The organism is Streptomyces purpurogeneiscleroticus (assembly GCF_020024005.1).
Taxonomy (GTDB): Bacteria; Actinomycetota; Actinomycetes; order Streptomycetales; family Streptomycetaceae; genus Streptomyces; species Streptomyces purpurogeneiscleroticus.
The window spans coordinates 1-20,032 of record NZ_NHSG01000336.1 but is presented as its reverse complement, the minus strand read 5'-3'; the positions used below and the strand labels follow the sequence as shown (position 1 = coordinate 20,032).

Sequence of the window (20,032 nt, the reverse complement as noted above, 5' to 3'; positions counted from 1 at the left end):
GCAGTGAGCTGATTGATGTGAGATCCTCCATCCTCCTGGCGCGCCGGAGCGCGCCGCAGTGAACCGTTCTTCGCTGTCACCCCGCCCGGGGCTCGGGCCGCATCCGTGCCACGGTGGGGAGCGCAGCCCACGGCCTCATGCGGAGGCCGCCCTCAACTTCTCGCGGAGCGCGACGAGTTCATGGGTCAGTTGCCGGAACGTCCGGATGTCGTAGTGCTCGGAAAGGTCCGGCAGATGAGCGGCGACGGCGGAGGCGGCCTGCGGGCCGAGCCGTACTTCGCCGGCGGGGCTCACCACGACGCCATCCTGTTCCGCCATTCGCTGCTGCCAGGAGACGGCCTCACTCCGGGTGACTCCGTCCGGCAGGTCAAGGGTGACCTGCTGCCCTTGAACACGGACGGGATATCCGCCCGGAAGCCCCAGCGGACCGGGCAAGTCCGTGCGTATCTCCTGGCCGGCCGACAACCGGGCCAGGAATTGGGCTGCTGCATGTCCGGTGACCTCGTTCAGTTCAACCCGGGAACAGGACCGATGAACGGCCAGCAGCTCCCCGACATTCGGCACCGGTTCCTTCCCGAGCCACGCGCGCACTTCGTCGGCGGGATCGGCGGGCCGGTGCAGATGGAGATGGTGGGCCAGCACCCGCAGCGGCTCGCCGTCGCGCGTCCGCAGAGCGGCGCGCAGCGTAGCCGCCAGGGTGGCCACATTCCCCACGCCGCACAGCACCGGTAGCCCCTCGGCAGCCAGCAGTGGATTGACGGCATCCGGATAACAGGCATTGACGAATGCGATCGGCAGGCCACTTCGCCTGATCGCGGAGGCCAGCTCCCTGGCAAGGACGGCATGAAAGGGAAGTCCGATGCCGAACCCGCCCTCGGCGAGCAGCCGGGTCCAGGCGGAGGCGGCCTGCGTGCTCTCCCACGGGGACTGCAGGGAGGCGCAATTGACCACGATGCCGGGCCGGACGCGCTCCAGGAACCGGGCCACCGCCGTGGGCTGCGAGGCGTCGAGAACGTCAGCGGTGAAACGGGTGGGGCACGAGGACACGGCTGCCCTGGCGTTCGCGATCGCGGCGATTTCTCGGGCCGCTTGCGTGGAGCGCGCGGCGACGGTGACCTCGGGGATCGGATGCTCGGTCTGTGTGGCGAGTGAATAGCAGATGGTGCGCGCGAGGGAGCCGCCGCCGACCACGGCGGCTCCCCGAAGAGCGGTGCCGGTCACGCTGCGGACCGGTGCGCGATCTGGATGCGGCGCAGGTGGCGGCCCGTGTCGGTGAATGCGTTACGGGCATGGAGCATCCGCCAGTTGTCGAAGACGAGCATGTCCCTGCGCTCGTACTGAATGGCCACATGCTCGCGCTCGAAATATTCCTTCGCGCTCGCGAGCAACGGCCCGATGCGCTCGTCGTCCCCACGGTTCAGATTGTTGAAGGAATACCGGACGATGGTGCCGTCGGGGTGGTCCTCGATCACCGGATGCTCCGGGTGCAGGTCAAGGCCGAGGTTCCGCATGGCGTCCGTCGTCTGCCACTCGAAGACACGCTCACGCAGATAGGTCCGGTCCTCTTCATCGAGGGATTCAGCCCAGGTGCGGGCGTCGGCGAGGGTGGTCTCGCCGCCGGCTCCGGTATTGGGCGTTTCACACCACAAGGCAAGATAGCGCGGCGGGAGACCTTCGAAGTCGTAGCCCTCGGAATGCGGGTAGAGAGGCTTGGTGTTCCCGGCGTGGTAGAACTCTTCCATTCCGGGTTCCGGAGTGACGTCACCGACCAGCACACCGGTGTACTGGGGAACAAAGTCCCCCAGCCCCTTGCAGAATGCCACGGGATCGAAGCTTTCCGGTACGTTGCTCATAAAAACGTACCCGTGCCGGTCCATCAGACTGTGGAATGTCGTGAGCGCCATGTCGTCGGAGAGCGGCGTCCCGTTGAATGTGGTGAGCGAAAGCAGGCTGTCCGGCTGCTTGGGCATGGCTGTTCCCTTTTGCTCTCGTCGTTGTCCGGTGCAGGGTGTTCAGCGTTGTCGGTGGAGGGTGTTCAGCGTTGTCGGTGGAGGGTGTTCAGCGGGCCGAAGCCGCCTGGATCGCTGCCTCGATGTGGCCGGCGAGTTCGTCGGCGTTGTCGGCAGTGCGGCGGTGTGCGTCGGGTACCGGCCGATAGTCCTGGTCCGCGTAACTGCCAGAGCCGTGGATGAGCACGTCGTCGCCGTCCGGGAAGAGTCCGCGGTCGATGGCATTGAGCGCGCCGGTGACCGCCATCACGAGGGACCACTCGCGCAGCCGCCGGGGGTCGGACGGGAGTTCCACGGCCGATGCCAGCAGCCGCCGGACTTCGCCGTACCGCTTCAGGCACTCGTGCAGCGAGACCACGATGCCGCCTCCGCCGTTCCGGGCGATCACGGGGTCCATGCGGGCCGAGGTCTGCGGGCGGCGGGTGTAGAAGGTGGGGTCGAGCTGCTCGTCCGGATCGAATGTGGTGGCCGGGAAGTGGGGGTCCTCGTCCTGCCGGTACAGGCCGTCCGCGGTGTCAAGCCGGTATGCGGGCAGGTTGCTGCGGTCGTGTGTGCCATGGCGGAGACTGAGCACCATGTCAGGCGTGCCCAGGTGCTGTACGAGGAAATAGCGTGCCTGTGGCAGCTTGTGGCCGCACTCTCCGGCGAGCCAACGGTGGCCGAGGTCGTGGCCGAGAAGACCGAAGGCACTCGACACCGAGTGCACATGAACCCGGGAGTCCGAGGCCGGCAGGAGGTCCCGCTCGACGAATGCCCGGACCATGTCGGCGGCCCGGTAATTGTCCAGATCCAGCGTGTACCAGAAGCGAACGCCGTATTTCCTGTGCAGGCGCTCGGCGTGCTCGGCCATGAACGCAGAGGCGAGCTCCTTGACCCTCGCCGGCTGGTCGGACTCGTGCGTCACTAAAGGATTACGGTCACGGAGCGGGGTGTTTTCGCTCAACGGCGACGACCACAGCTTTGCGGTGGACACAGCGGGCACGATGCTCGCGATCTGCAATTGGCCCTCGGTCACCAGTCCGGCGGCGATGGCACGTCCTACCGCGTCGCGCAGGGCAGTGGCCTTGTTCGCGGACGACGGCGTGACGATCATGACGCGCTCACCGGTCTCGGTGATGTGCCGGACGGCCCGAGCGACGATGATCAGTGAGGCGAGTGTCTTGGTGGTATGCGTCCCCGGGTTGCGCATGAGGTCGAGCAGCCTCAGACGGCGGTCGCGGTACGCGGGAAGGTCAGCGACGGCGACATCCGAGACCGAGAAGTACTCCTCCAGTGCCGGGCTGGGTTCGGGCAACCGGAAGGCGGGCGAGAACGTTTCGAGGCTATCGGCCCGATCGTTTTCCAGCACCGCCAGGGCCCTGTGAAGTTCGGCGTGGTAATGCGTCAGTGCGTTCTTCGCGATCACGGTTGCGAGAGGGGGTGAGACCACTGTGTTCCCATTCGTTGCGAGGCATAAGGACAAGGACGGGGCCCCGATCCGCACGCCGTACGGCGTGCGGATCGGGGTCGGCGTCTCAGGCGCCGGCTACCTGGTCTCCACGCACGAGGCCGCTCCCGGGCGGCACTTCGGCCGGGTCTCCGCCGAACCCAGTGATCTTGTTCTCGCCGTTGACGAAGACGACCTTGGGTTCAAACGACTCGGCCTCTTCGGGCGTGACATTGGCATAGGAAACGATCAGCACGATGTCGCCCACCTGGGCCTGCCGCGCCGATGGTCCGTTCACGCCTATGACACCGGATCCCCGGGGGCCTTCGATGACATATGTCGAAAGCCTGGCTCCATTGGTGACGTTCACCAGGTCCACCTTTTCGTGGCGGCGGATACCGGCGGCCTCCATGAGATCCGCGTCAATGGTGATAGAGCCCACGTAATTGAGATGCGACTGAGTCACGGTGGCGCGATGGATTTTGGCCTTGAGTGTCTCGAAATGCACGTTCGACCCTTCGCTGTTGCGTCGGCCAGTGGCGGTGTGTCGCGACGCCAATGAGATTGGCATCGCGAAAAGCCCGCCACAAGTCATCATGATCAACTGATTTCGAAGTTTCGCGCCCCCGCTACGCCGCTGAAGCGCGCGAGTCCCTTGGCACCGCCACGACCGAACGCCGGTTCCGTTTCCGTAGCCACCCGCGAACCGTCCGTAGTTAATTTGCCACCCCTTTACGACTGCGCAGGAGCGAACCCGACAAATCGGAGTCACGAGCGGCGGTCTTCCCGTAGCGGGTACGCCACGAGATGCCATGAAGTCGACTCCAGGGACGGGCAGTTCGAGCCACAGGCCGCCCCCCATCGCGCCATAGGTGGTGCTCGCGCCACCCGGGCGGCCTCCTGTACCGGCTCGCCGCGGACGCCAGCCGAGGTACTGGCAGGCGGAGCGCGGCGTATAGGCGCCATGACCCCCGTGCCCCGTGAACTCCCGCTGTACGATGACGAGTTACCCGCAGGGAAGGGCACCATCGCACCGGGCGCGGACGCCGATGTGGTGATCTACGACCCGCACGCCGAGCAGGTTCTGGCGGGCGGGGCGGACGTCCGGAGAAGCACCCCAGGCGGGGGGGTGGTCGACGCGATCCGTTACGTCAACGACTACGGCGTGAAGTGGAGATCCGTTCCTGTCGACTTCGGCATCCCCTGGCGCACTGTCCATGGGTTCTTTCAGCGCTGGCGGGCCGGCGGAGACCTGGCCCGCATCCACGCCGAACTGCACGAACAAGTCCGCGTCCATGACGGCCCCGAATGCGCAATGTCACAGGTCACCGGATCTGACACAGGCACGAGCCGCACCAGAACTTCCGAGAAGCACGGTGGTTAGCGTGCTGATCCACTCCTCCACTCCGCTGCTAGAGCTCTCTGAAGGACTCCGGAGCTACCCCGGGGCAGGAGTGAGCGCCAGAAGCCGATCTGATCACTCTGTTACGGGCAGGCATTCGGCGAGCAGATCCACGATGTCGCGCCAGGCTCGCTGTGCGTGTCGTGGGTGGTAGCCGACGCCCGGGGGTGTGGCGTGGTTGACCGGTGGGTGGTGGAAGGCGTGCAGGGCCCCGCCGTAGACCACGCAACGCCAGTCGACGCCCGCGTCCCGCATCTCGGCGGCGAACGCTTCCCGTTGCGCGGGCGGCATGATCGGGTCTTCCGATCCGACCCCAGCCCACACGGGGCAGCGAATGCGTGCCGCCTCGCCCGGTCGGCCCGTGGTCAGTGCGTTGACCGTACCGATCGCGCGCAAGTCGACTCCATCGCGCCCGAGTTCCAGCACAACCGCGCCCCCGGTGCCGTAGCCGATTGCGGCGACCCGGTCGCGGTCGGTCCGCGGTTCGGCGCGCAGCACCTCGAGTGCCGCATGGCCAATGCCCCGCATCCGGTCGGGGTCTGCGAGCAGCGGCATGCAACGGGCCAGCATCTCCTCGGGGTTGTCCAAATAGCGCCCGCCGTGGAGGTCAAAGGCCAGCGCCACGTATCCCAGCTCAGCCAGGGCATCGGCCCGGCGCCGCTCGACGTCGCTGAGCCCCATCCCCTCAGGCCCGATCAGGACTGCGGGCCGACGCTCCTCACCGGCAGGAAGCGCGAGGTGCCCGATCATCGCGAGAGCATCGGCCGAGTATTCGACCGTACGTGTTGTGATCGTCATGAGGCTGGACCGTAGTGACGATCCAGCCAGGTCGGGCCGGTGTTCACCGTCGGCAGAAGGTGTTCCGTCGCGGCTGCACGAGGACTGTATCGACTCCCCCAACGACATCCCGATCTCACAGAGCGTTACAGACCGACGGTTCTGGCACAGCTACTGAGAATCGGCATCGGGGCCGGCGTGTTCTCGGACGCGCCGGCCCCCGTGTCAGAGGCGCTCGATGATCGTGACGTTGGCCTGGCCGCCGCCCTCGCACATGGTCTGGAGGCCGTAACGTCCCCCGGTCCGCTCCAGCTCGTGCAGCAGCGTGGTCATCAGCTTGGTGCCGGTGGCGCCGAGGGGGTGGCCGAGGGCGATGGCGCCGCCGTTGACATTGACCCTCGAAGGGTCCGCGCCGGTCTCCTTCAGCCAGGCCAGTACGACCGGTGCGAACGCCTCGTTGATCTCGACCAGGTCGATGTCGTCGATGGTCAGGCCGGTCTTCTTCAAGGCGTGCGCGGTGGCCGGGATCGGCGCGGACAGCATGCGGATGGGGTCCTCGCCGCGTACGGAGAGATGGTGGATACGGGCGCGCGGGGTGAGGCCGTGCTCCCGTACGGCGCGCTCGGAGGCGAGCAGCATCGCCGAGGCGCCGTCGGAGACCTGGGAGGAGACTGCGGCGGTCAGCCGGCCGCCCTCGACCACCGGCTTCAGCGCCGCCATTTTCTCCAGCGAGGTGTCCCGGCGCGGCCCCTCGTCGGCGGTGACGTCCCCGTACGGTACGAGTTCGCGGTCGAAGCGGCCCTCGTCGGCGGCGCGGAGGGCCCGCCGGTGGGAGCGGAGCGCGAACTCCTCCATCGCCTCGCGGGTGATGCCCCACTTCTCGGCGATCAGCTCGGCGCCGTGGAACTGATTGACGGGCGCGTCGCCGTAACGGGCCCGCCAGCCCTCGCTGCCCGCGTACGGGCCTTCCGTCAGCCCGAGCGGTTCGGCGGCCTGCCGGCTGGCGAAGGCGATCGGGATCATCGACATGTTCTGCGTACCGGCCGCCACGACCAGGTCCTGGGTGCCGGAGAGCACCCCCTGCGCGGCGAAGTGGACGGCCTGCTGCGAGGAGCCGCACTGCCGGTCGACGGTGACGCCGGGGACCTCTTCGGGCAGACCGGCCGCCAGCCAGCTGGTACGGGCGATGTCGCCGGCCTGCGGCCCGACCGTGTCCAGGCAGCCCATCACCACGTCCTCGACCGCGGCCGGGTCGACGCCGGTGCGCCGCATCAGGGCCTTGAGCACATGGGCCCCGAGGTCGGCCGGATGGACGGCGGCGAGCCCGCCATTCCGGCGTCCCACGGGGGTGCGTATCGCGTCGACGATGTATGCCTCGGCCATGACGGCTGCTCCTCGGTCGGTTCACGTGGGCGCGCAAGGGGCGCGCATCGGTCAGGTGCGTACGGCGACGCCGTCCAGGACCATCGAGAGGTACTGGCGGGCGATCTCCTCCGGGCTGTGCTGTCCGCCCGGGCGGTACCAGCTCACCGCGACCCAGACGGTGTCGCGGATGAAGCGGTAGGTGAGCCGGATGTCCAGGTCGGCGCGGAACACGCCGTCGGCCACCCCGCGCTCCAGCGTGCCCAGCCACGCCTGCTCGAACTTCGTCTGCGAGTCGGCCAGGTAGCCGAAGCGCGGCTGGGTGGCGAGGGTCCGGGCCTCCTTCTGGTAGATGGCGACGGCGGCGCGGTGCCGGTCGATCTCCCGGAAGGACTCGGTGACGAGGGCCTCGATGGTTTCCCTGGGGCCGAGCCCGGCGGCCAGCACGGTGTCGTAGCCGGCCCACAGCTCGTCCAGGAAGGTGGCGAGGATCTCGTCCAGCATCGACTCCTTGGAGTCGAAGTGGTAGTAGAGGCTGCCGGCCAGCATCCCCGCGGCGTCCGCGATCTTGCGTACGGTGGTGGCGTTGTAGCCCTGCGCGGCGAACACCTCCGCCGCGGTGTCCAGCAGCTCGCGGCGGCGCTCGGGGGACGGGCTCACGTTCGGTTTCTTCTTGGCGGTTGGCACGGTCCCATTGTCGCCCGGCCGCTCACGCACGCTGGCTGCTGACCGGTACGACCTCGCCCGTCATGTACGACGAGTACGCGCTGGCCAGGAAGACGATGACGTTGGCGACCTCCCAGGGCTCGGCGTACCGTCCGAACGCCTCGCGCGCGGTCAGCTCTTCCAGCAGTTCGTCGGTGGTCACCTTGGCGAGGTGCGGGTGCATGGCCAGGCTCGGCGCCACGGCGTTGACCCGCACGCCGTACTCGGCCGCCTCGACCGCCGCGCAGCGGGTCAGCGCCATCACACCGGCCTTGGCGGCGGCGTAGTGCGCCTGACCGCGCTGGGCGCGCCAGCCGATGACGGAGGCGTTGTTGACGATGACACCGCCCTCGCCCGCGGTCTTCATCCGGCGCAACGCCGCGCGGGTGCAGCGGAAGGTGCCGTTGAGTGTGACGTCGAGGACCCGGTCCCACTGTGCGTCGGTCATGTCGACCAGGTCGGCGGTGCCGCCGAGTCCGGCGTTGTTCACGACGATGTCGAGCCGGCCGTGGCGCTCCTCGGCCCGGTCGAGGAGGGCGGCCACCTGTTCCTCGTCGGTGACGTCGCAGGGCAGCGCGGCCACCTTGTCCGCGCCGAACTCCGCGGCGAGCGCTTCCGCGGACTCCTCGAGCCGGCGGGCGTGCGCGTCGGAGAGGACGACGCTCGCGCCTTCCTCCAGGAGCCGGCGCGCCGTGGCGCCGCCGATGCCCGCGCCGGCGGCGGCGGTGACGACGGCGGTGCGGCCGGCGAGCAGGGAGTGCCCGGGTACGTACGGGGGCGGCGGGGTCACGCGCGTGCCTCCTTCGGCAGGCCGAGCACGCGCTCGGCGATGACGTTCCGCTGGATCTCGTTGGAGCCGGCGTAGATCGTGTCGGAGCGGGAGAAGAGGAAGAGCCGCTGCCAGTCGGTGAGGTCGTACGGCTCGCCGGCGGCCAGCATCCCGTCGGCGCCGCAGACGTCCATGGCGAGCTCGCCGAGCTCGCGGTGCCAGGTGGCCCAGAAGATTTTCCCGATGGACGCCTCGGGGCCCGGGGCCCCCGCCGCGACACCGTCCAGCATCCGCAGCGCGTTGCAGCGGATGGTCTCCAGGCCGGTCCAGGCGCGGGCGATCCGGTCGCGGATCAGCGGGTCGGCGGCGGCGCCGTTGGCCTTGGCCAGCTCGATGACGGCGGTCAGCTCGCGGCGGAAGCCGACCTGCTGGCCGAGGGTGGACACGCCGCGCTCGAACCCGAGAGTGGCCATGGCGATGCGCCAGCCGTCCCCGGGGGCGCCGACGATGTTCCCGGCATCCGTACGCGCTCCGTCGAAGAACACTTCGTTGAATTCGGAGGTGCCGGTGAGCTGGGTGATCGGGCGGATCTCGACGCCGGGCTGCCCGAGCGGGACCAGCAGGTATGACAGCCCGGCGTGCCGGACGGAACCCGGCTCCGTACGGGCGACGACGAAGCACCAGTCCGACTCGTGGGCAAGGGACGTCCAGATCTTCTGTCCGGTGACCACCCAGTCCCCGTCGCCGTCGCCATCGCCGTCGTCGTCCCGCTCCGCCCTGGTCCGTACGTTCGCCAGGTCCGAGCCCGCGTCCGGCTCGCTGTACCCCTGGCACCACAGCTCCTCGACCGAGACGATCTTCGGGAGGAAGCGGGCCCGCTGTGCCGGCGTGCCGAAGGCGATGAGGGTGGGGCCGAGCAGCTGCTCGCCGATGTGGCCGACGCGGGCCGGCGCTTCGGCGAGCGCGTACTCCTCGTGGAAGGCGACCTGCTGGGCGAGGCTCGCGCCGCGCCCTCCGTACTCCTCCGGCCAGCCGATGCAGGTCCAGCCCTCGGCCGCCATGTGCCGCTCCCAGGCGAGGCGTTCGGCGAACGCCTCGTGCTCCCTGCCGGGCCCGCCGCGGCCGCGCAGATCCGCGAACTCTCCGCTGAGGTGGGCCCGCAGCCAGGCGCGGGCCTCGGTGCGGAACTCCTCGACGCTGCTCATGGCCGTACGTTAACCTACCAAACACTTGTTAGGGAAGGAGTCGCAGATGCCCACTGTGCCCGACGACGAGCCCGTACGTTACGAGCGGCAGGGACCGGTCGCGACCGTCACCATGAACCGGCCCGACTACCGCAACGCCCAGAATTCAGCGATGACTTACGCCCTCGACCGCGCCTTCTACCGCGCGGCCGACGACGACGAGGTCAAGGTCGTGGTCCTCGCGGGCGCCGGCAAGCACTTCTCCGCGGGTCACGACATCGGCACCCCGGAGCGCGACGCCCACCTCCCCTTCGATCGCAAGGCAGGGCTGTGGTGGGACCACAGCGACAAGGCGGGCGCGGAGAGCCGCTTCGCCCGCGAGTCCGAGGTGTACCTCGGGATGTGCCGGCGGTGGCGCGAGCTGCCCAAGCCGGTGATCGCGAGCGTCCAGGGCGCCTGCGTGGCGGGCGGCCTGATGCTCGCCTGGATCTGCGACCTGATCGTGGCCTCCGAGGACGCCTTCTTCGCCGACCCCGTCGTCCGCATGGGCATCCCCGGCGTCGAGTACTTCGCCCACCCCTGGGTCATGCCGCCCCGCATCGCCAAGGAGTTCCTGTACACCGGCGACCGGATGCCGGCCCGGCGCGCGTACGAGATCGGCATGGTCAACCGCGTCGTACCGCGCGAGGAACTATCCGCTTGTACACGGGAGTTGGCGACCCGCGTCGCCGAAATGCCGCGCATGGGTCTCGCCCTCACCAAGCGCGCCGTGAACCAGGCCGAGGATTTGCAGGGCCTGCACACCGGCCTGGACTCCGTCTTCGGCCTGCACCACCTCGCCCACGCGCACAACGCCGAGACGGCGCGCGACTCGCTCGGCGGCATGGACATCCGGGGCATGAAGGAGGCGTCCTCCTGATGGACCTGGACCTCTCCCCCGCCGACGAGGCATTCCGTGCCGAGGCCCGCGCCTGGCTCACCGCGCACGTGCCCCGCACCCCGCTGCCCTCCCTGGAGACGGCGGAGGGCTTCGCGGCCCACCGGGAATGGGAGCGCGAACTGGCCGCCGGGCGCTGGTCGGTGGTCTCCTGGCCGGAGGAGTACGGCGGCCGGGGCGCGTCCCTGCTCCGCTGGCTGCTCTTCGAGGAGGAGTACTACGCGGCCGGTGCACCCGGCCGCGTCAGCCAGAACGGCATCAACCTGCTCGCCCCGACCCTCTTCGAGCACGGCACACCCGAGCAACTGGCGCGCGTACTGCCGGACATGGCGAGCGGCCGGACGATCTGGGCGCAGGCATGGTCCGAGCCGGAGGCGGGCTCCGACCTGGCGTCGCTGCGGTCGACGGCGGTACGGACCGAGGGGGGATGGCTGCTCAGCGGGCAGAAGACCTGGTCCTCCCGGGCCGCCTTCGCCGACCGCGCCTTCGGGCTCTTCCGCAGCGATCCGTCCGGCGCGGCCGAGGGCAAGCCGCACCGCGGACTGACGTACCTGATGTTCCCGCTGGACGCGGGCGGGGTGACCGTACGGCCCATCGGGCGGCTCGACGGCAAGCCCGCCTTCGCCGAGATCTTCCTCGACGAGGTCTTCGTGCCGGACGCGGACGTGATCGGGGAGCCGGGGCAGGGCTGGCGGGTGGCCATGAGCACGGCGGGCAACGAACGCGGGCTGACGCTGCGCAGCCCGGGCCGCTTCCTCGCCGCGGCAGACCGGCTCGTCGCACTGTGGCGCGAGCGCGCCGACCCGGCCGACACCGCGCTGCGCGACCGGGTGGCCGACGCGGTCATCGGCGCCCGCGCGTACCAGCTCTTCACGTACGGCAACGCGTCGCGCATCGCGGCCGGAGCCTCGATCGGCACCGAGTCGAGCCTGAACAAAATCTTCTGGTCCGAGTACGACATCGCGCTGCACGAGACGGCGCTCGACCTGCTCGGCCCGTACGGGGAGCTGGCGGACACGGCGCAGGACGCGCCCGCGCACGGGAGCTGGGCCGAGGGGTACACCTTCGCCCTCGCCGGCCCGGTCTACGCCGGTACCAACGAAATCCAACGCGACATCATCGCCGAGCGGCTGCTCGGTCTGCCGAAAGGACGCCGGTGATGCGGTTCCTCCCCGACGACGCGCAGCGGGAGTTCGCCCGCTCCCTGGACGCCCTGCTCACGGCGGCCGACACGCCCGCGGTGAGCAGGGCCTGGGCGGCCGGCGACACCGGCCCCGGCCGCCGGCTGTGGACCCGCCTCGCCGACCTGGGCGTCTTCGCCCTCGCCGTACCGGAGGCGTACGAGGGAGTGGGCCCGCTACCGGTCGAACTGGCCTTTGCCTTTACCGAGTTGGGGCGTCACGCGGTGCCCGGCCCGGTGGTGGAAACCGTGGCGGCCGCGGCCTTCCTGGACCGGCTGGGCGAGGGGAGCGGTACGGCCGCTGGTGAGTGGCTGCCCGGCATCGCCTCGGGCAAGACCGTCGCGTCCTTCTGCGTGGTCACCGACGGGAGCCCGTACGCGCTGGACGCGGCAGCCGCCGACACAGTTCTCGTCGTCGACGGTGACACCGTACGCATCGCCGAATCCGCAGGTCCCGTGCAGCCCTCGGCCGACCCGGCGCGCCGCCTGGCCCGGCCGCTCGGCGGGGCGGTACTGGCGCAGGGGCCGCGGGTGACCACGGCCGCCGCGCACGCCGCCGATGTCGCCGCGCTGGCCACGGCGGCACAGGCGCTCGGGCTGGGCCGCGCGCTGCTGGCGCACACCGTGGAGCACGTCCGGCAGCGCACCCAGTTCGGGGTACCGATCGGCTCCTTCCAGGCGGTCAAGCACCGCTTGGCAGACACCCTCATCGGCTTGGAATTCGCGCAGCCGCTGGTGCACGCGGCGGCGCTGGGCCTGGCGGCGGGCGATCCGGCGGACGTGCCGGCGGCGAAGGTGTCCGCCTGCGAGGCCGCGTACGCCGCGGCACGCACCGCCCTCCAGCTGCACGGCGCCCTCGGCTACACCGACGAGCTGAATCTCTCCCTGTGGATACGCAAGGCCCGCGCGCTGCGGTCGGCCTGGGGCACCCCGGCGGACTGCCGCGCCCGCGTCCTGGAAGGGGCCGGGGTATGCGGGAGCTGACGCCGACGGCGGAACAGGAGGAACTGCGGTCCGCCGTACGGGCGGTGCTCAGGCGGCACGAGGGCGCGGCGGCCTGGCGCCCGCTGACGGAGCAGGTCGGCATCGCGGGGCTGGCGGTGCCCGAGGAGTACGGCGGCGCGGGCTGCGGAGCCCGCGAAGTACACGCCGTCATGGAGGAGTTGGGGCGCGCGCTGAGCCCCGTACCGTTCCTCGGTTCCGCCGTGCTCGCGGTGCAGGCACTGCTGGCATCGGGCGACGCGGCAGTGTGCAAGGCGCTGCTGCCGCGGCTGGCCGAGGGCAAGGCCGTGGGGACACTGACCTGGGCCGAAGGGGGGTCCTGGGACCCAACGGCGATCCGTGCAACGGCCGCCCCGGAACCTACCGGGACGTGGCGGCTCACCGGCACCAAGGAGTACGTACTCGACGGGGCGACGGCCGAGGTACTGCTCGTGGCGGCCCGCACCGATGCCGGGGTGTCGCTCTTCCAGGTGGCGGTGAACGGCTCGGGCGTCCACCGCGAGGCATCGGTGACGATGGATCAGACACGGGCCATGGCACGGCTGGTACTCGACGGTGCCGAGGGCCGGCTGATCGGCACGGACGGCGACGGCGGCCGAGTCCTACGGCAGGTACTGGATCTGGCCTGCACGGCACTGGCCGCCGAACAGGTCGGCGCGGCCGAGCGCTGCCTCGAACTCACCGTCGCCTACACCAAGGACCGCGTCCAGTTCGGCCGCCCCATCGGCTCCTTCCAGGCGGTCAAGCACCGGCTGGCGGACGCGTACGTACTGGTGGAGTCGGCCCGGTCGGCGGCGCTGGGCGCGGCGTTCGCGGCGGGAACACCGGAGTCGGCCCGGGCCGCGGCCGTCGCCAAGTCGGTCTGCTCGGAGGCGTTCTCGGCGGTGGCGGGCGAGATGATTCAGCTCCACGGCGGAATCGGCATCACCTGGGAGCACGACGCCCACCGGTACTTCAAGCGCGCACACGGCACGGCCCACCTCTTCGGCCCACCGGCATGGCACCGCTCGCGGCTGGCCACCGACCTGGGCCTGCCGGCCGTCGTCCAGCGCGTGTCTCCCTGATCCGCTCCCCGCAATGACCGGCTCAAGAAGCCACTTTGACAGGGAAAACGCAACTTCGACATGGCACGCAGAGGCAGCTACCTTCACCTGGTCTTCGGCGATCGCTCGCCCACGGTCGCACAGGCGTTCCTTCAGGCTGAGCCACTCGTGGGTCCACGCCAAGCAACCTCAACCAGGGAGAGACGCATGCCCCATCTTGCTCTGTACACATTCGGCGTCCTGAAGTCACCTCTCGCCGATCCCACACCTCTCACGCGCGAACTCCACGACAGCGGCGAGGCCGTCTACCGGAAGATCAGCCGGCACCCCGGGTACCTCGCTCGTGCTCAAGCGGCAGACGGTGGCCGGGGCGCACACTTCGACCTGGACTGGGGTGCATGGGGAGAGTTCGCCGTACCGGCCTGGTACGGCAAGGGCCGCACTGCGGAAACCATCGCCATGGACGCGACCCTCTCACTCTGGACCGGCCTGCGCCCCGCCTTCGACGCCATCTACACCGGTCTGCACCGCGAGGCGCTGAACAGGCGTTACGACTGGTTCGAGAGGACAGGACACCCGAGTTACGTGTGCTGGTGGGTCCCCGACGGCGTGATACCCATCTGGCAGGACGGGGTTTCCAGGCTGGAGTACCTCCATGACCACGGCCCCGCGCCGCACGCCTTCACCTTCCACCACTCGTTCGCCCCGGACGGGACTCCGACCAGGATCAAAGGCATCGGGCCGAAGAGCGACCAGGTTCGCTGACGTGGGACCGAATCGAGCTGCCTTCCTCGTTCGGACCCGACGCTGAGCGGCGAGGAACCTAGCCGGAGGCGCTCGGTAGCCACCTGGTAGCGCCCACCACTTCACGCGCTATGTCGACCACGGCACGTCCGTCGGTCGCCACTCGCACCGTGCCCAGGGGCATCTGCTCATCCAGAATCCGCGCCTTACGGGCGCTGCTCTGCAACTCGTGCTCCAGCTCCGACCCCCGTTCCCGCCCGGTCAACCGCTCACGAGCGGTGGCATCGGATGCGGTGAGCACCACCCGTACGATCCTGACATTCACACCCATCGCACGCTGGAACATGCCCTCGTTCTCGGCCAGAACGCTCACCGTGTGCGTGTAGATCAAGCGGCGGTACCCGAGCTCGGCGTAGTTCGACCAAAGTGCCGTCAGATTGCGCTCGGCGATCTTCTTGCGGTCGGGATCCCCGTCCGGAGCAGGATGGGCCTGCCCCATGAAGTCACCTTCGATCACGCAGTGAGCAACCATCGCAGCACGCAGATGCGCCGAGACCTCCCATCCCACCGTCGTCTTGCCGACACCAGCACGCCCTCCGATGAGCAGTACCTCTGCTTGATCCATAACGGCACCTTGCCACCGAGTAGGCGAACCACGCGAACCACATGTGTGCGGATCAGGGAGACAAGCCCTGGTCCGGAGACGGGCTCTGGTCCGGAGACAGGCCCTGGTCCGGAGACAGGCCCTGGTCCGGAGACAGGCCCTGGTCCCGGTCCGGTCGGCCGCCGTCCTCTCGTCCCTGCCGTTCCTCCAACTCGGCCAGCTCCGCCAGCATTTCGGCGGCCCGGTCGCGTTCCGCCGCGTAGTAGCGTTCCGCCCATTTGAGGGTGAGTTCCGTGTAAGCCCAGGCGGGCTCGGTGGCGGCGCCTTCGGCGTCCGCTGCCGCTCGTCGGCGCATGGTTTCGGCGTAGTCCTGGTGCGTGGCGAGTACGTCGCGCATCCGGGGCGGGCCCATGAGGTGGCCGAGCCACAGGCGCAGCATGACGCCGTGCTTGAGGACCGGCGGCTCGACCGGGGCCTCGCGCGTCCAGGTGCGGACGGCGGCCGTGCCCGCCTCGGTGATCCGGTACACGCGCTTGCCCCGGCCGCCGGTCTCCGGCGTGACCGTCCGCGAAGTGGCGTAGCCGGCCTTCTCCAGCCGCTTGAGCTCACCGTAGATCTGGCTGAACGACGGGCTCCAATAGAAGAAGCCCAGTGACCAGTCCGCCCATTTCTTCAGGTCGTAACCGGACAGCTCAGCGCCGAAGGAGAGCAGCCCGAGCACCGCCCAGCCGGTCGCGGGCAGGTCCGCGGCCCGGCCGCCGCCACCGGGATCCCCGGCCTCCGCGCCACTCGTATCGTCTTGCGCCACCACCGCAGTCTAGGGAGTCGACGCGGCGCTTCTCCCACTGGTCGGGACTTCGCCGTAGCCACCGCGGCGGCGGACCGGTGTGATGGCCGCGGGACACGGCAGCGGAGCAGGAGGGCGTGATCGTGATCAGTATGGACAGCCGCGAGCGGGGCGATGCGGACGTGCAAGCTCCCGTCACCGTCGCGCAGTTGGCGGACTTTGCCGCGGCCGCGTTCGGGGAGGCGGAGGCGCTGGCCGACGGCGAGGTGCGGTGGAGCTTCGCGCGGTTGCGGGACGAGGTGCACGCGGCGGCGCGGGCCGCCGTGGCGCACGGCGTGGCGCCCGGCGACCGGGTGGCCGTCTGGGCGCCGAACAGCCGGGAGTGGATCGCGGCGGCGCTCGGCGTGGTTTCGGTGGGCGCCGTTCTGGTACCGGTGAACACCCGTTACACCGCTGCCGAGGCCGCCGACATCGTCCGGCGCAGCGGCGCCCGGCTGCTGTTCACCGAGCGCGGTTTCCTCGGCAAGGATTACGTGGCGATGCTGCACGACTCGGGCGCCGACCTGGGCCGGCTGAGCGGCACGGTGGTACTGCGTGACCGGGTGAGAGACTTGGCCGCATCACCCGCATACGGAGCCGTCTCCTGGGAGGACTACCTGGCGGCGGGTGCCGCGGTGCCCGATGCCGAGCGGGTCGCCCGTACCGCTGCCGTACGCCCCGACGACCTCTCCGACATCCTCTACACCTCCGGCACCACGGGCCGTCCCAAGGGCGTGATGATCACGCACGGGCAGACCATCCGGGTCTTCGAGAACTGGTCCCGCGCGGTCACACTCCGCCCCGGTGACCGCTATCTGCTCGTCAACCCCTTCTTCCACACGATGGGGTACAAGGCAGGGGTGCTCGGCTGTCTGCTGCGCGGTGTGACGATGCTGCCCGAGCCGGTCTTCGACACCGGGCTGATGCTGCGTCGGATGGCCGAGGAGCGGGTGAGTGTGCTGCTCGGGCCGCCGACCGTCTTCCACGGCCTGATCCGCCATCCCGAGCGCGAGCGGCACGACCTGTCGGCGCTGCGGCTCGCCGGTACCGGCGCCGCCATGATTCCCACCGCGCTGATCGAGGAGATCCGCCGGGAGCTCGGCGCGACGGACGTCTTCACCGCGTACGGGCTCAGCGAGTCGACCGGGGTGGTCTCCATCTGCCCCGCCGACGCGGACGCCGCGACGGTCGCGCGTACCGTCGGCGTCGCGCTGCCCGGCACCGAGCTGCGGGTCGTCGGCCCGGACGGCCGCGTGCTGCCGCCCGGACGGCCCGGCGAAGTGGTCACGCGCGGCTATCACGTCATGGCCGGCTACCTCGACGACCCGGAGGCCACCGCGCGCGCCATCGACGCGGACGGCTGGCTGCACACCGGTGATGTCGGCGTACTGGACGAGCACGGCTTTCTGTCCCTCACCGACCGGCTCAAGGACATGTACGTCGTGGGCGGCTTCAACGCATACCCGGCGGAGGTGGAGCACGTGCTCGGCGCCCACCCCGGCATCGCCGAGGTCGCCGTCGTCGGAGCGCCGGACGAGCGGCTCGGCGAGGTCGGCGTCGCCTTCGTCGTCCCCGGCCCCGGACAGGAGCCGCCCACCCCGGACGGGCTCACCGCCTGGGCCCGGGAGCGGCTCGCCAACTTCAAGGTGCCGCGCCGTTTCCACCTCGTACCGGAACTGCCGCGCAACGCGAGCGGCAAAGTCCTCAAGACCGAGCTGCGCCGTGCTGCCCGCGACGGCCTGCGGGGCGAGCGCCCTTCCGGCTGACGCACCGCCGCTCACCTGCGGCATCGGTTCTATACTCACGCCCGTGACCGACTCGACCGCGCCCTTCGACCCCGCCGAACTGCCACCGACCAGCTGGGCGGTGCTCGGGCTGCTCTCCTTCGGGGAGGAGCTGTCCGGGTACGACCTGAAGAAATGGGCCGATTCGAGCCTGCAGTTCTTCTACTGGAGCCCGTCGGCCAGCCAGGTCTACGGCGAGCTCAAGCGGCTGGAGAAGCACGGTTACGTCACGTCGCGGACGGTCGTCCAGGACGACGGCGTGCGCGGCAAGCGGATGTACAGCATCACGCCGAGCGGCAAGGAGGCAGCAGCGCGGTGGGTCAGCGAGGCGCCGGTCGAGCCGCCGGTCCTCAAGCACGGCGTCATGCTGCGGCTGTGGCTCGGCCACCTGACCGAGCCCGACGAGCTGCGGGCCATCCTCGAACAGCACCGCGCGTACGCGGAGAAGATGACCCACCGTGCCCGCGCCACGGCCGAGGGCTCGGCCAAGGAGCCCTCCTGGGCGTACACCGAGCTCGTCCTGCGCTGGTCGGAGAAGTACTACGCGGCGGAGCGGGAGTTCGCCGAGTCGGCGCTGCGGGACCTGGACGAGGTGGCCGCAAAGGTGCGCGCCGCGCAACAGCAACGCGACTGAGCACCCGCCCCGGCCTACCCTGCAGCGGTGAAGCGTGCCCGCCACAGGTCGCGGAGCACCGCGATCTCGGCCATGTGGTGGATGAATTCGAGGTTGGCCCCCGCCAGCACGCCGATGAACGGGTCGTCGGGGTCGGAGCCGTACGGGTACTGCGAGAAGCCGACCGTGTCGAGTTGCTCCTCGGTGACCGCGGCGATGCTGTCGCGCCAGCGGTCGATCACCGCCCAGAACCGCTGAAGGGCCAGGTCGGCGGAGGGCGTGAAGTCGACCAGCAGCTTCGGCTCCTGCCGCCGTTCGCCGAAGGTCCACTCCCATGGGCCCGCGAAGTGGAAGTGCAGATGTCCCAGCCGCCACGCGATGGTCGTGACGGGCGTGGCGTCGGGCTCCGGCGGGCCGGTGTGGGCCAGGACCTCCTCGACCCGCTGGACACTCACGCTCCAGTCCTCGGCGATCTTGTCGACGGTCATGCCGCCGGCGGCCTGCCGGGCGACCTCGGCGTACTCGCTCGCCGGGATGTCCGGGGCGCCCAGGTCCAGCACCCACTCGCCGGGCCCGAACGCCCTGGGCGTCACCGCCTCGCCGCGGCGCCGGACCGACCAGCAGCCGGGCACCGGCTCCCAGAGGTACTCCTCGTCGCTGAGCCCCGCCAGCCGCACCTGGGCCATCTCCCTGGCCTTGTCGAACTGGTCGAGCAGTACGCCCAGACGGTCGGTCCGCTGACCCTCGATCTCCATGCCCGGCTCCCCCTCGCGGTCGCGGCTCGCATCTCACTGCGCTCGGCCGGAAGTTAACGGCTCACCACCCGGGACGCCACCGATTTCCCTCGCCTACGACCCGAACTATTTCGATTAGGACTATCGGTGGGGAATACTGAGGTAGGCAGGTCGACAGAGACGTGACGACGAGGTGAGGCCCCGCATGCCGTTGGATCCCGTGGCGAAAACCATCATCGAGCTGACCGAGGCGCACTTCCCGCGGCTGGGCACCGAGGTCCTCGACGCGGCCGAGGCGCGCCGGATCCTCGCGGCACAGCGGCCCCGCGCGGCGGTTCCGGTGCCGGTGGCGCGGGTGGAGGACCGACGGGTGCCGGGGCCCGCCGGAGCCCCCGAGGTGCCGGTACGGCTGTACTGGCCGCGGGAGGACGCCGACGGCGGGCTGCCCGTGGTGGTGTTCTGCCACGGCGGCGGCTTCGTGATCTGCGACCTGGACTCGCACGACGCCATCTGCCGGGACCTGGCCAACGCGACGGGCGCGCTCGTCGTCTCCGTCGACTACCGGCGGGCGCCCGAACACCGTTTCCCCGCTGCCGCCGAGGACGCCTACGCGGTCCTGTGCTGGGCCGCCGCGCACGCCGCCGAGGAGGGCGGCGATCCCACCCGCATCGCGGTGGCGGGCGACAGCGCCGGCGGCAACCTCGCCGCGGTACTCCCCCTGATGGCGCGGGACCGCGGCGGCCCGATGCTGCTCTTCCAGCTGCTGATCTACCCGATGCTCGACCCCGCCCGGAACACCCCCTCCTACCGGGAGAACGCCCGGGGTTACTTCGTCACGGCCGACCATCTGCGCTGGTACTGGGAGCAGTACCTCGGCACGGACGGCGACATGGACGCCTGCGGCGACGTGCACCCCTCCCCCGATGCGCGC

General features: G+C 70.1%; 20 protein-coding genes and 1 pseudogene. 9 read left to right on the top strand and 12 right to left on the bottom strand.

Annotated elements, in window-relative coordinates; all coding sequences use genetic code 11:
* Positions 1-135 precede the first annotated feature (135 nt).
* From CCS38_RS22290 to panD, 4 genes are all read right to left on the bottom strand, one after another.
* Positions 136-1,221: a hypothetical protein gene (locus CCS38_RS22290; protein ID WP_223735080.1), complete on the bottom strand. Its 1,086-nt coding sequence runs from the start codon at positions 1,219-1,221 to the stop codon at positions 136-138.
* Positions 1,218-1,970, bottom strand: coding sequence for a TauD/TfdA family dioxygenase (locus CCS38_RS22285; protein ID WP_223735079.1), 753 nt, complete (start codon positions 1,968-1,970; stop codon positions 1,218-1,220). The genes CCS38_RS22290 and CCS38_RS22285 overlap by 4 nt, the downstream gene beginning before the upstream one ends.
* 88 nt (positions 1,971-2,058) lie before the next feature.
* Positions 2,059-3,414, bottom strand: a complete 1,356-nt coding sequence (locus CCS38_RS22280; protein ID WP_223735078.1) for a DUF6002 family protein — start codon at positions 3,412-3,414, stop codon at positions 2,059-2,061.
* Between the two features lie 109 nt (positions 3,415-3,523).
* On the bottom strand, positions 3,524-3,943 hold the full coding sequence (gene panD, locus CCS38_RS22275) for an aspartate 1-decarboxylase (protein ID WP_223735077.1): 420 nt from the start codon (positions 3,941-3,943) through the stop codon (positions 3,524-3,526).
* A gap of 584 nt (positions 3,944-4,527) precedes the next feature.
* Here panD and CCS38_RS35750 point away from each other — a divergent pair.
* Positions 4,528-4,685: pseudogene (locus tag CCS38_RS35750) on the top strand (transposase); the annotation flags it as partial.
* Positions 4,686-4,912: 227 nt separating this feature from the next.
* Here the strand turns inward: CCS38_RS35750 and CCS38_RS22265 are convergent.
* The 5 genes from CCS38_RS22265 to CCS38_RS22245 all read right to left on the bottom strand — a co-directional run bounded on the left by CCS38_RS22265 (position 4,913) and on the right by CCS38_RS22245 (position 9,655).
* Positions 4,913-5,635 carry a dienelactone hydrolase family protein gene (locus tag CCS38_RS22265; protein WP_223735076.1) on the bottom strand — a complete coding sequence of 241 codons (723 nt, stop codon included), beginning with the start codon at positions 5,633-5,635 and terminating at the stop codon, positions 4,913-4,915.
* A gap of 204 nt (positions 5,636-5,839) precedes the next feature.
* A complete protein-coding gene (locus CCS38_RS22260; protein ID WP_223735075.1) occupies positions 5,840-6,997 on the bottom strand; it encodes an acetyl-CoA C-acetyltransferase in 1,158 nt (385 codons plus the stop codon).
* 51 nt (positions 6,998-7,048) lie between these two features.
* Positions 7,049-7,663, bottom strand: a complete 615-nt coding sequence (locus tag CCS38_RS22255) for a TetR/AcrR family transcriptional regulator (protein WP_223735074.1) — start codon at positions 7,661-7,663, stop codon at positions 7,049-7,051.
* A 22-nt stretch (positions 7,664-7,685) separates the two neighbouring features.
* Complete coding sequence (locus CCS38_RS22250; protein WP_223735073.1) at positions 7,686-8,471, bottom strand: SDR family oxidoreductase; 786 nt, start codon at positions 8,469-8,471, stop codon at positions 7,686-7,688.
* Positions 8,468-9,655, bottom strand: coding sequence for an acyl-CoA dehydrogenase family protein (locus tag CCS38_RS22245; RefSeq protein ID WP_223735072.1), 1,188 nt, complete (start codon positions 9,653-9,655; stop codon positions 8,468-8,470). Before CCS38_RS22245 ends, CCS38_RS22250 begins: the two co-directional genes overlap by 4 nt.
* Before the next feature lie 46 nt (positions 9,656-9,701).
* Between CCS38_RS22245 and CCS38_RS22240 the strand changes: the two genes are divergently transcribed.
* From CCS38_RS22240 to CCS38_RS22220, 5 genes are all read left to right on the top strand, one after another.
* A complete protein-coding gene (locus CCS38_RS22240; protein WP_223735071.1) occupies positions 9,702-10,553 on the top strand; it encodes an enoyl-CoA hydratase in 852 nt (283 codons plus the stop codon).
* Positions 10,553-11,731 carry an acyl-CoA dehydrogenase family protein gene (locus tag CCS38_RS22235; RefSeq protein WP_223735070.1) on the top strand — a complete coding sequence of 393 codons (1,179 nt, stop codon included), beginning with the start codon at positions 10,553-10,555 and terminating at the stop codon, positions 11,729-11,731. The genes CCS38_RS22240 and CCS38_RS22235 overlap by 1 nt, the downstream gene beginning before the upstream one ends.
* Positions 11,731-12,735: an acyl-CoA dehydrogenase family protein gene (locus CCS38_RS22230; RefSeq protein WP_223735069.1), complete on the top strand. Its 1,005-nt coding sequence runs from the start codon at positions 11,731-11,733 to the stop codon at positions 12,733-12,735. The genes CCS38_RS22235 and CCS38_RS22230 overlap by 1 nt, the downstream gene beginning before the upstream one ends.
* Entirely contained in the window at positions 12,723-13,817 is a 1,095-nt protein-coding gene (locus CCS38_RS22225) for an acyl-CoA dehydrogenase family protein (RefSeq protein ID WP_372457130.1), read from the top strand. Before CCS38_RS22230 ends, CCS38_RS22225 begins: the two co-directional genes overlap by 13 nt.
* A 186-nt stretch (positions 13,818-14,003) precedes the next feature.
* On the top strand, positions 14,004-14,561 hold the full coding sequence (locus CCS38_RS22220) for a DUF3291 domain-containing protein (protein WP_223735068.1): 558 nt from the start codon (positions 14,004-14,006) through the stop codon (positions 14,559-14,561).
* A 58-nt stretch (positions 14,562-14,619) separates the two neighbouring features.
* Here the strand turns inward: CCS38_RS22220 and CCS38_RS22215 are convergent, their stop codons facing one another.
* Both CCS38_RS22215 and CCS38_RS22210 read right to left on the bottom strand, forming a co-directional pair.
* Entirely contained in the window at positions 14,620-15,165 is a 546-nt protein-coding gene (locus tag CCS38_RS22215) for an AAA family ATPase (protein WP_223735067.1), read from the bottom strand.
* Between the two features lie 52 nt (positions 15,166-15,217).
* Positions 15,218-15,952 (bottom strand): PadR family transcriptional regulator, encoded by a 735-nt coding sequence (locus tag CCS38_RS22210; protein ID WP_223735066.1) that lies wholly within the window; start codon positions 15,950-15,952, stop codon positions 15,218-15,220.
* Between the two features lie 131 nt (positions 15,953-16,083).
* On the opposite strand from CCS38_RS22210, the gene CCS38_RS22205 reads away from it, so the two are divergent.
* Positions 16,084-17,736, top strand: a complete 1,653-nt coding sequence (locus CCS38_RS22205; RefSeq protein ID WP_223735102.1) for a FadD3 family acyl-CoA ligase — start codon at positions 16,084-16,086, stop codon at positions 17,734-17,736.
* Positions 17,737-17,779: 43 nt separating this feature from the next.
* Positions 17,780-18,388 carry a PadR family transcriptional regulator gene (locus CCS38_RS22200; protein ID WP_223735065.1) on the top strand — a complete coding sequence of 203 codons (609 nt, stop codon included), beginning with the start codon at positions 17,780-17,782 and terminating at the stop codon, positions 18,386-18,388.
* Positions 18,389-18,402: 14 nt separating this feature from the next.
* Here CCS38_RS22200 and CCS38_RS22195 read toward each other — a convergent pair whose 3' ends face one another.
* Positions 18,403-19,122, bottom strand: a complete 720-nt coding sequence (locus CCS38_RS22195) for a DinB family protein (protein WP_223735064.1) — start codon at positions 19,120-19,122, stop codon at positions 18,403-18,405.
* A gap of 184 nt (positions 19,123-19,306) precedes the next feature.
* On the opposite strand from CCS38_RS22195, the gene CCS38_RS22190 reads away from it, so the two are divergent.
* The coding region (locus tag CCS38_RS22190; RefSeq protein ID WP_223735063.1) for an alpha/beta hydrolase at positions 19,307-20,032 on the top strand (726 nt) is incomplete at its 3' end.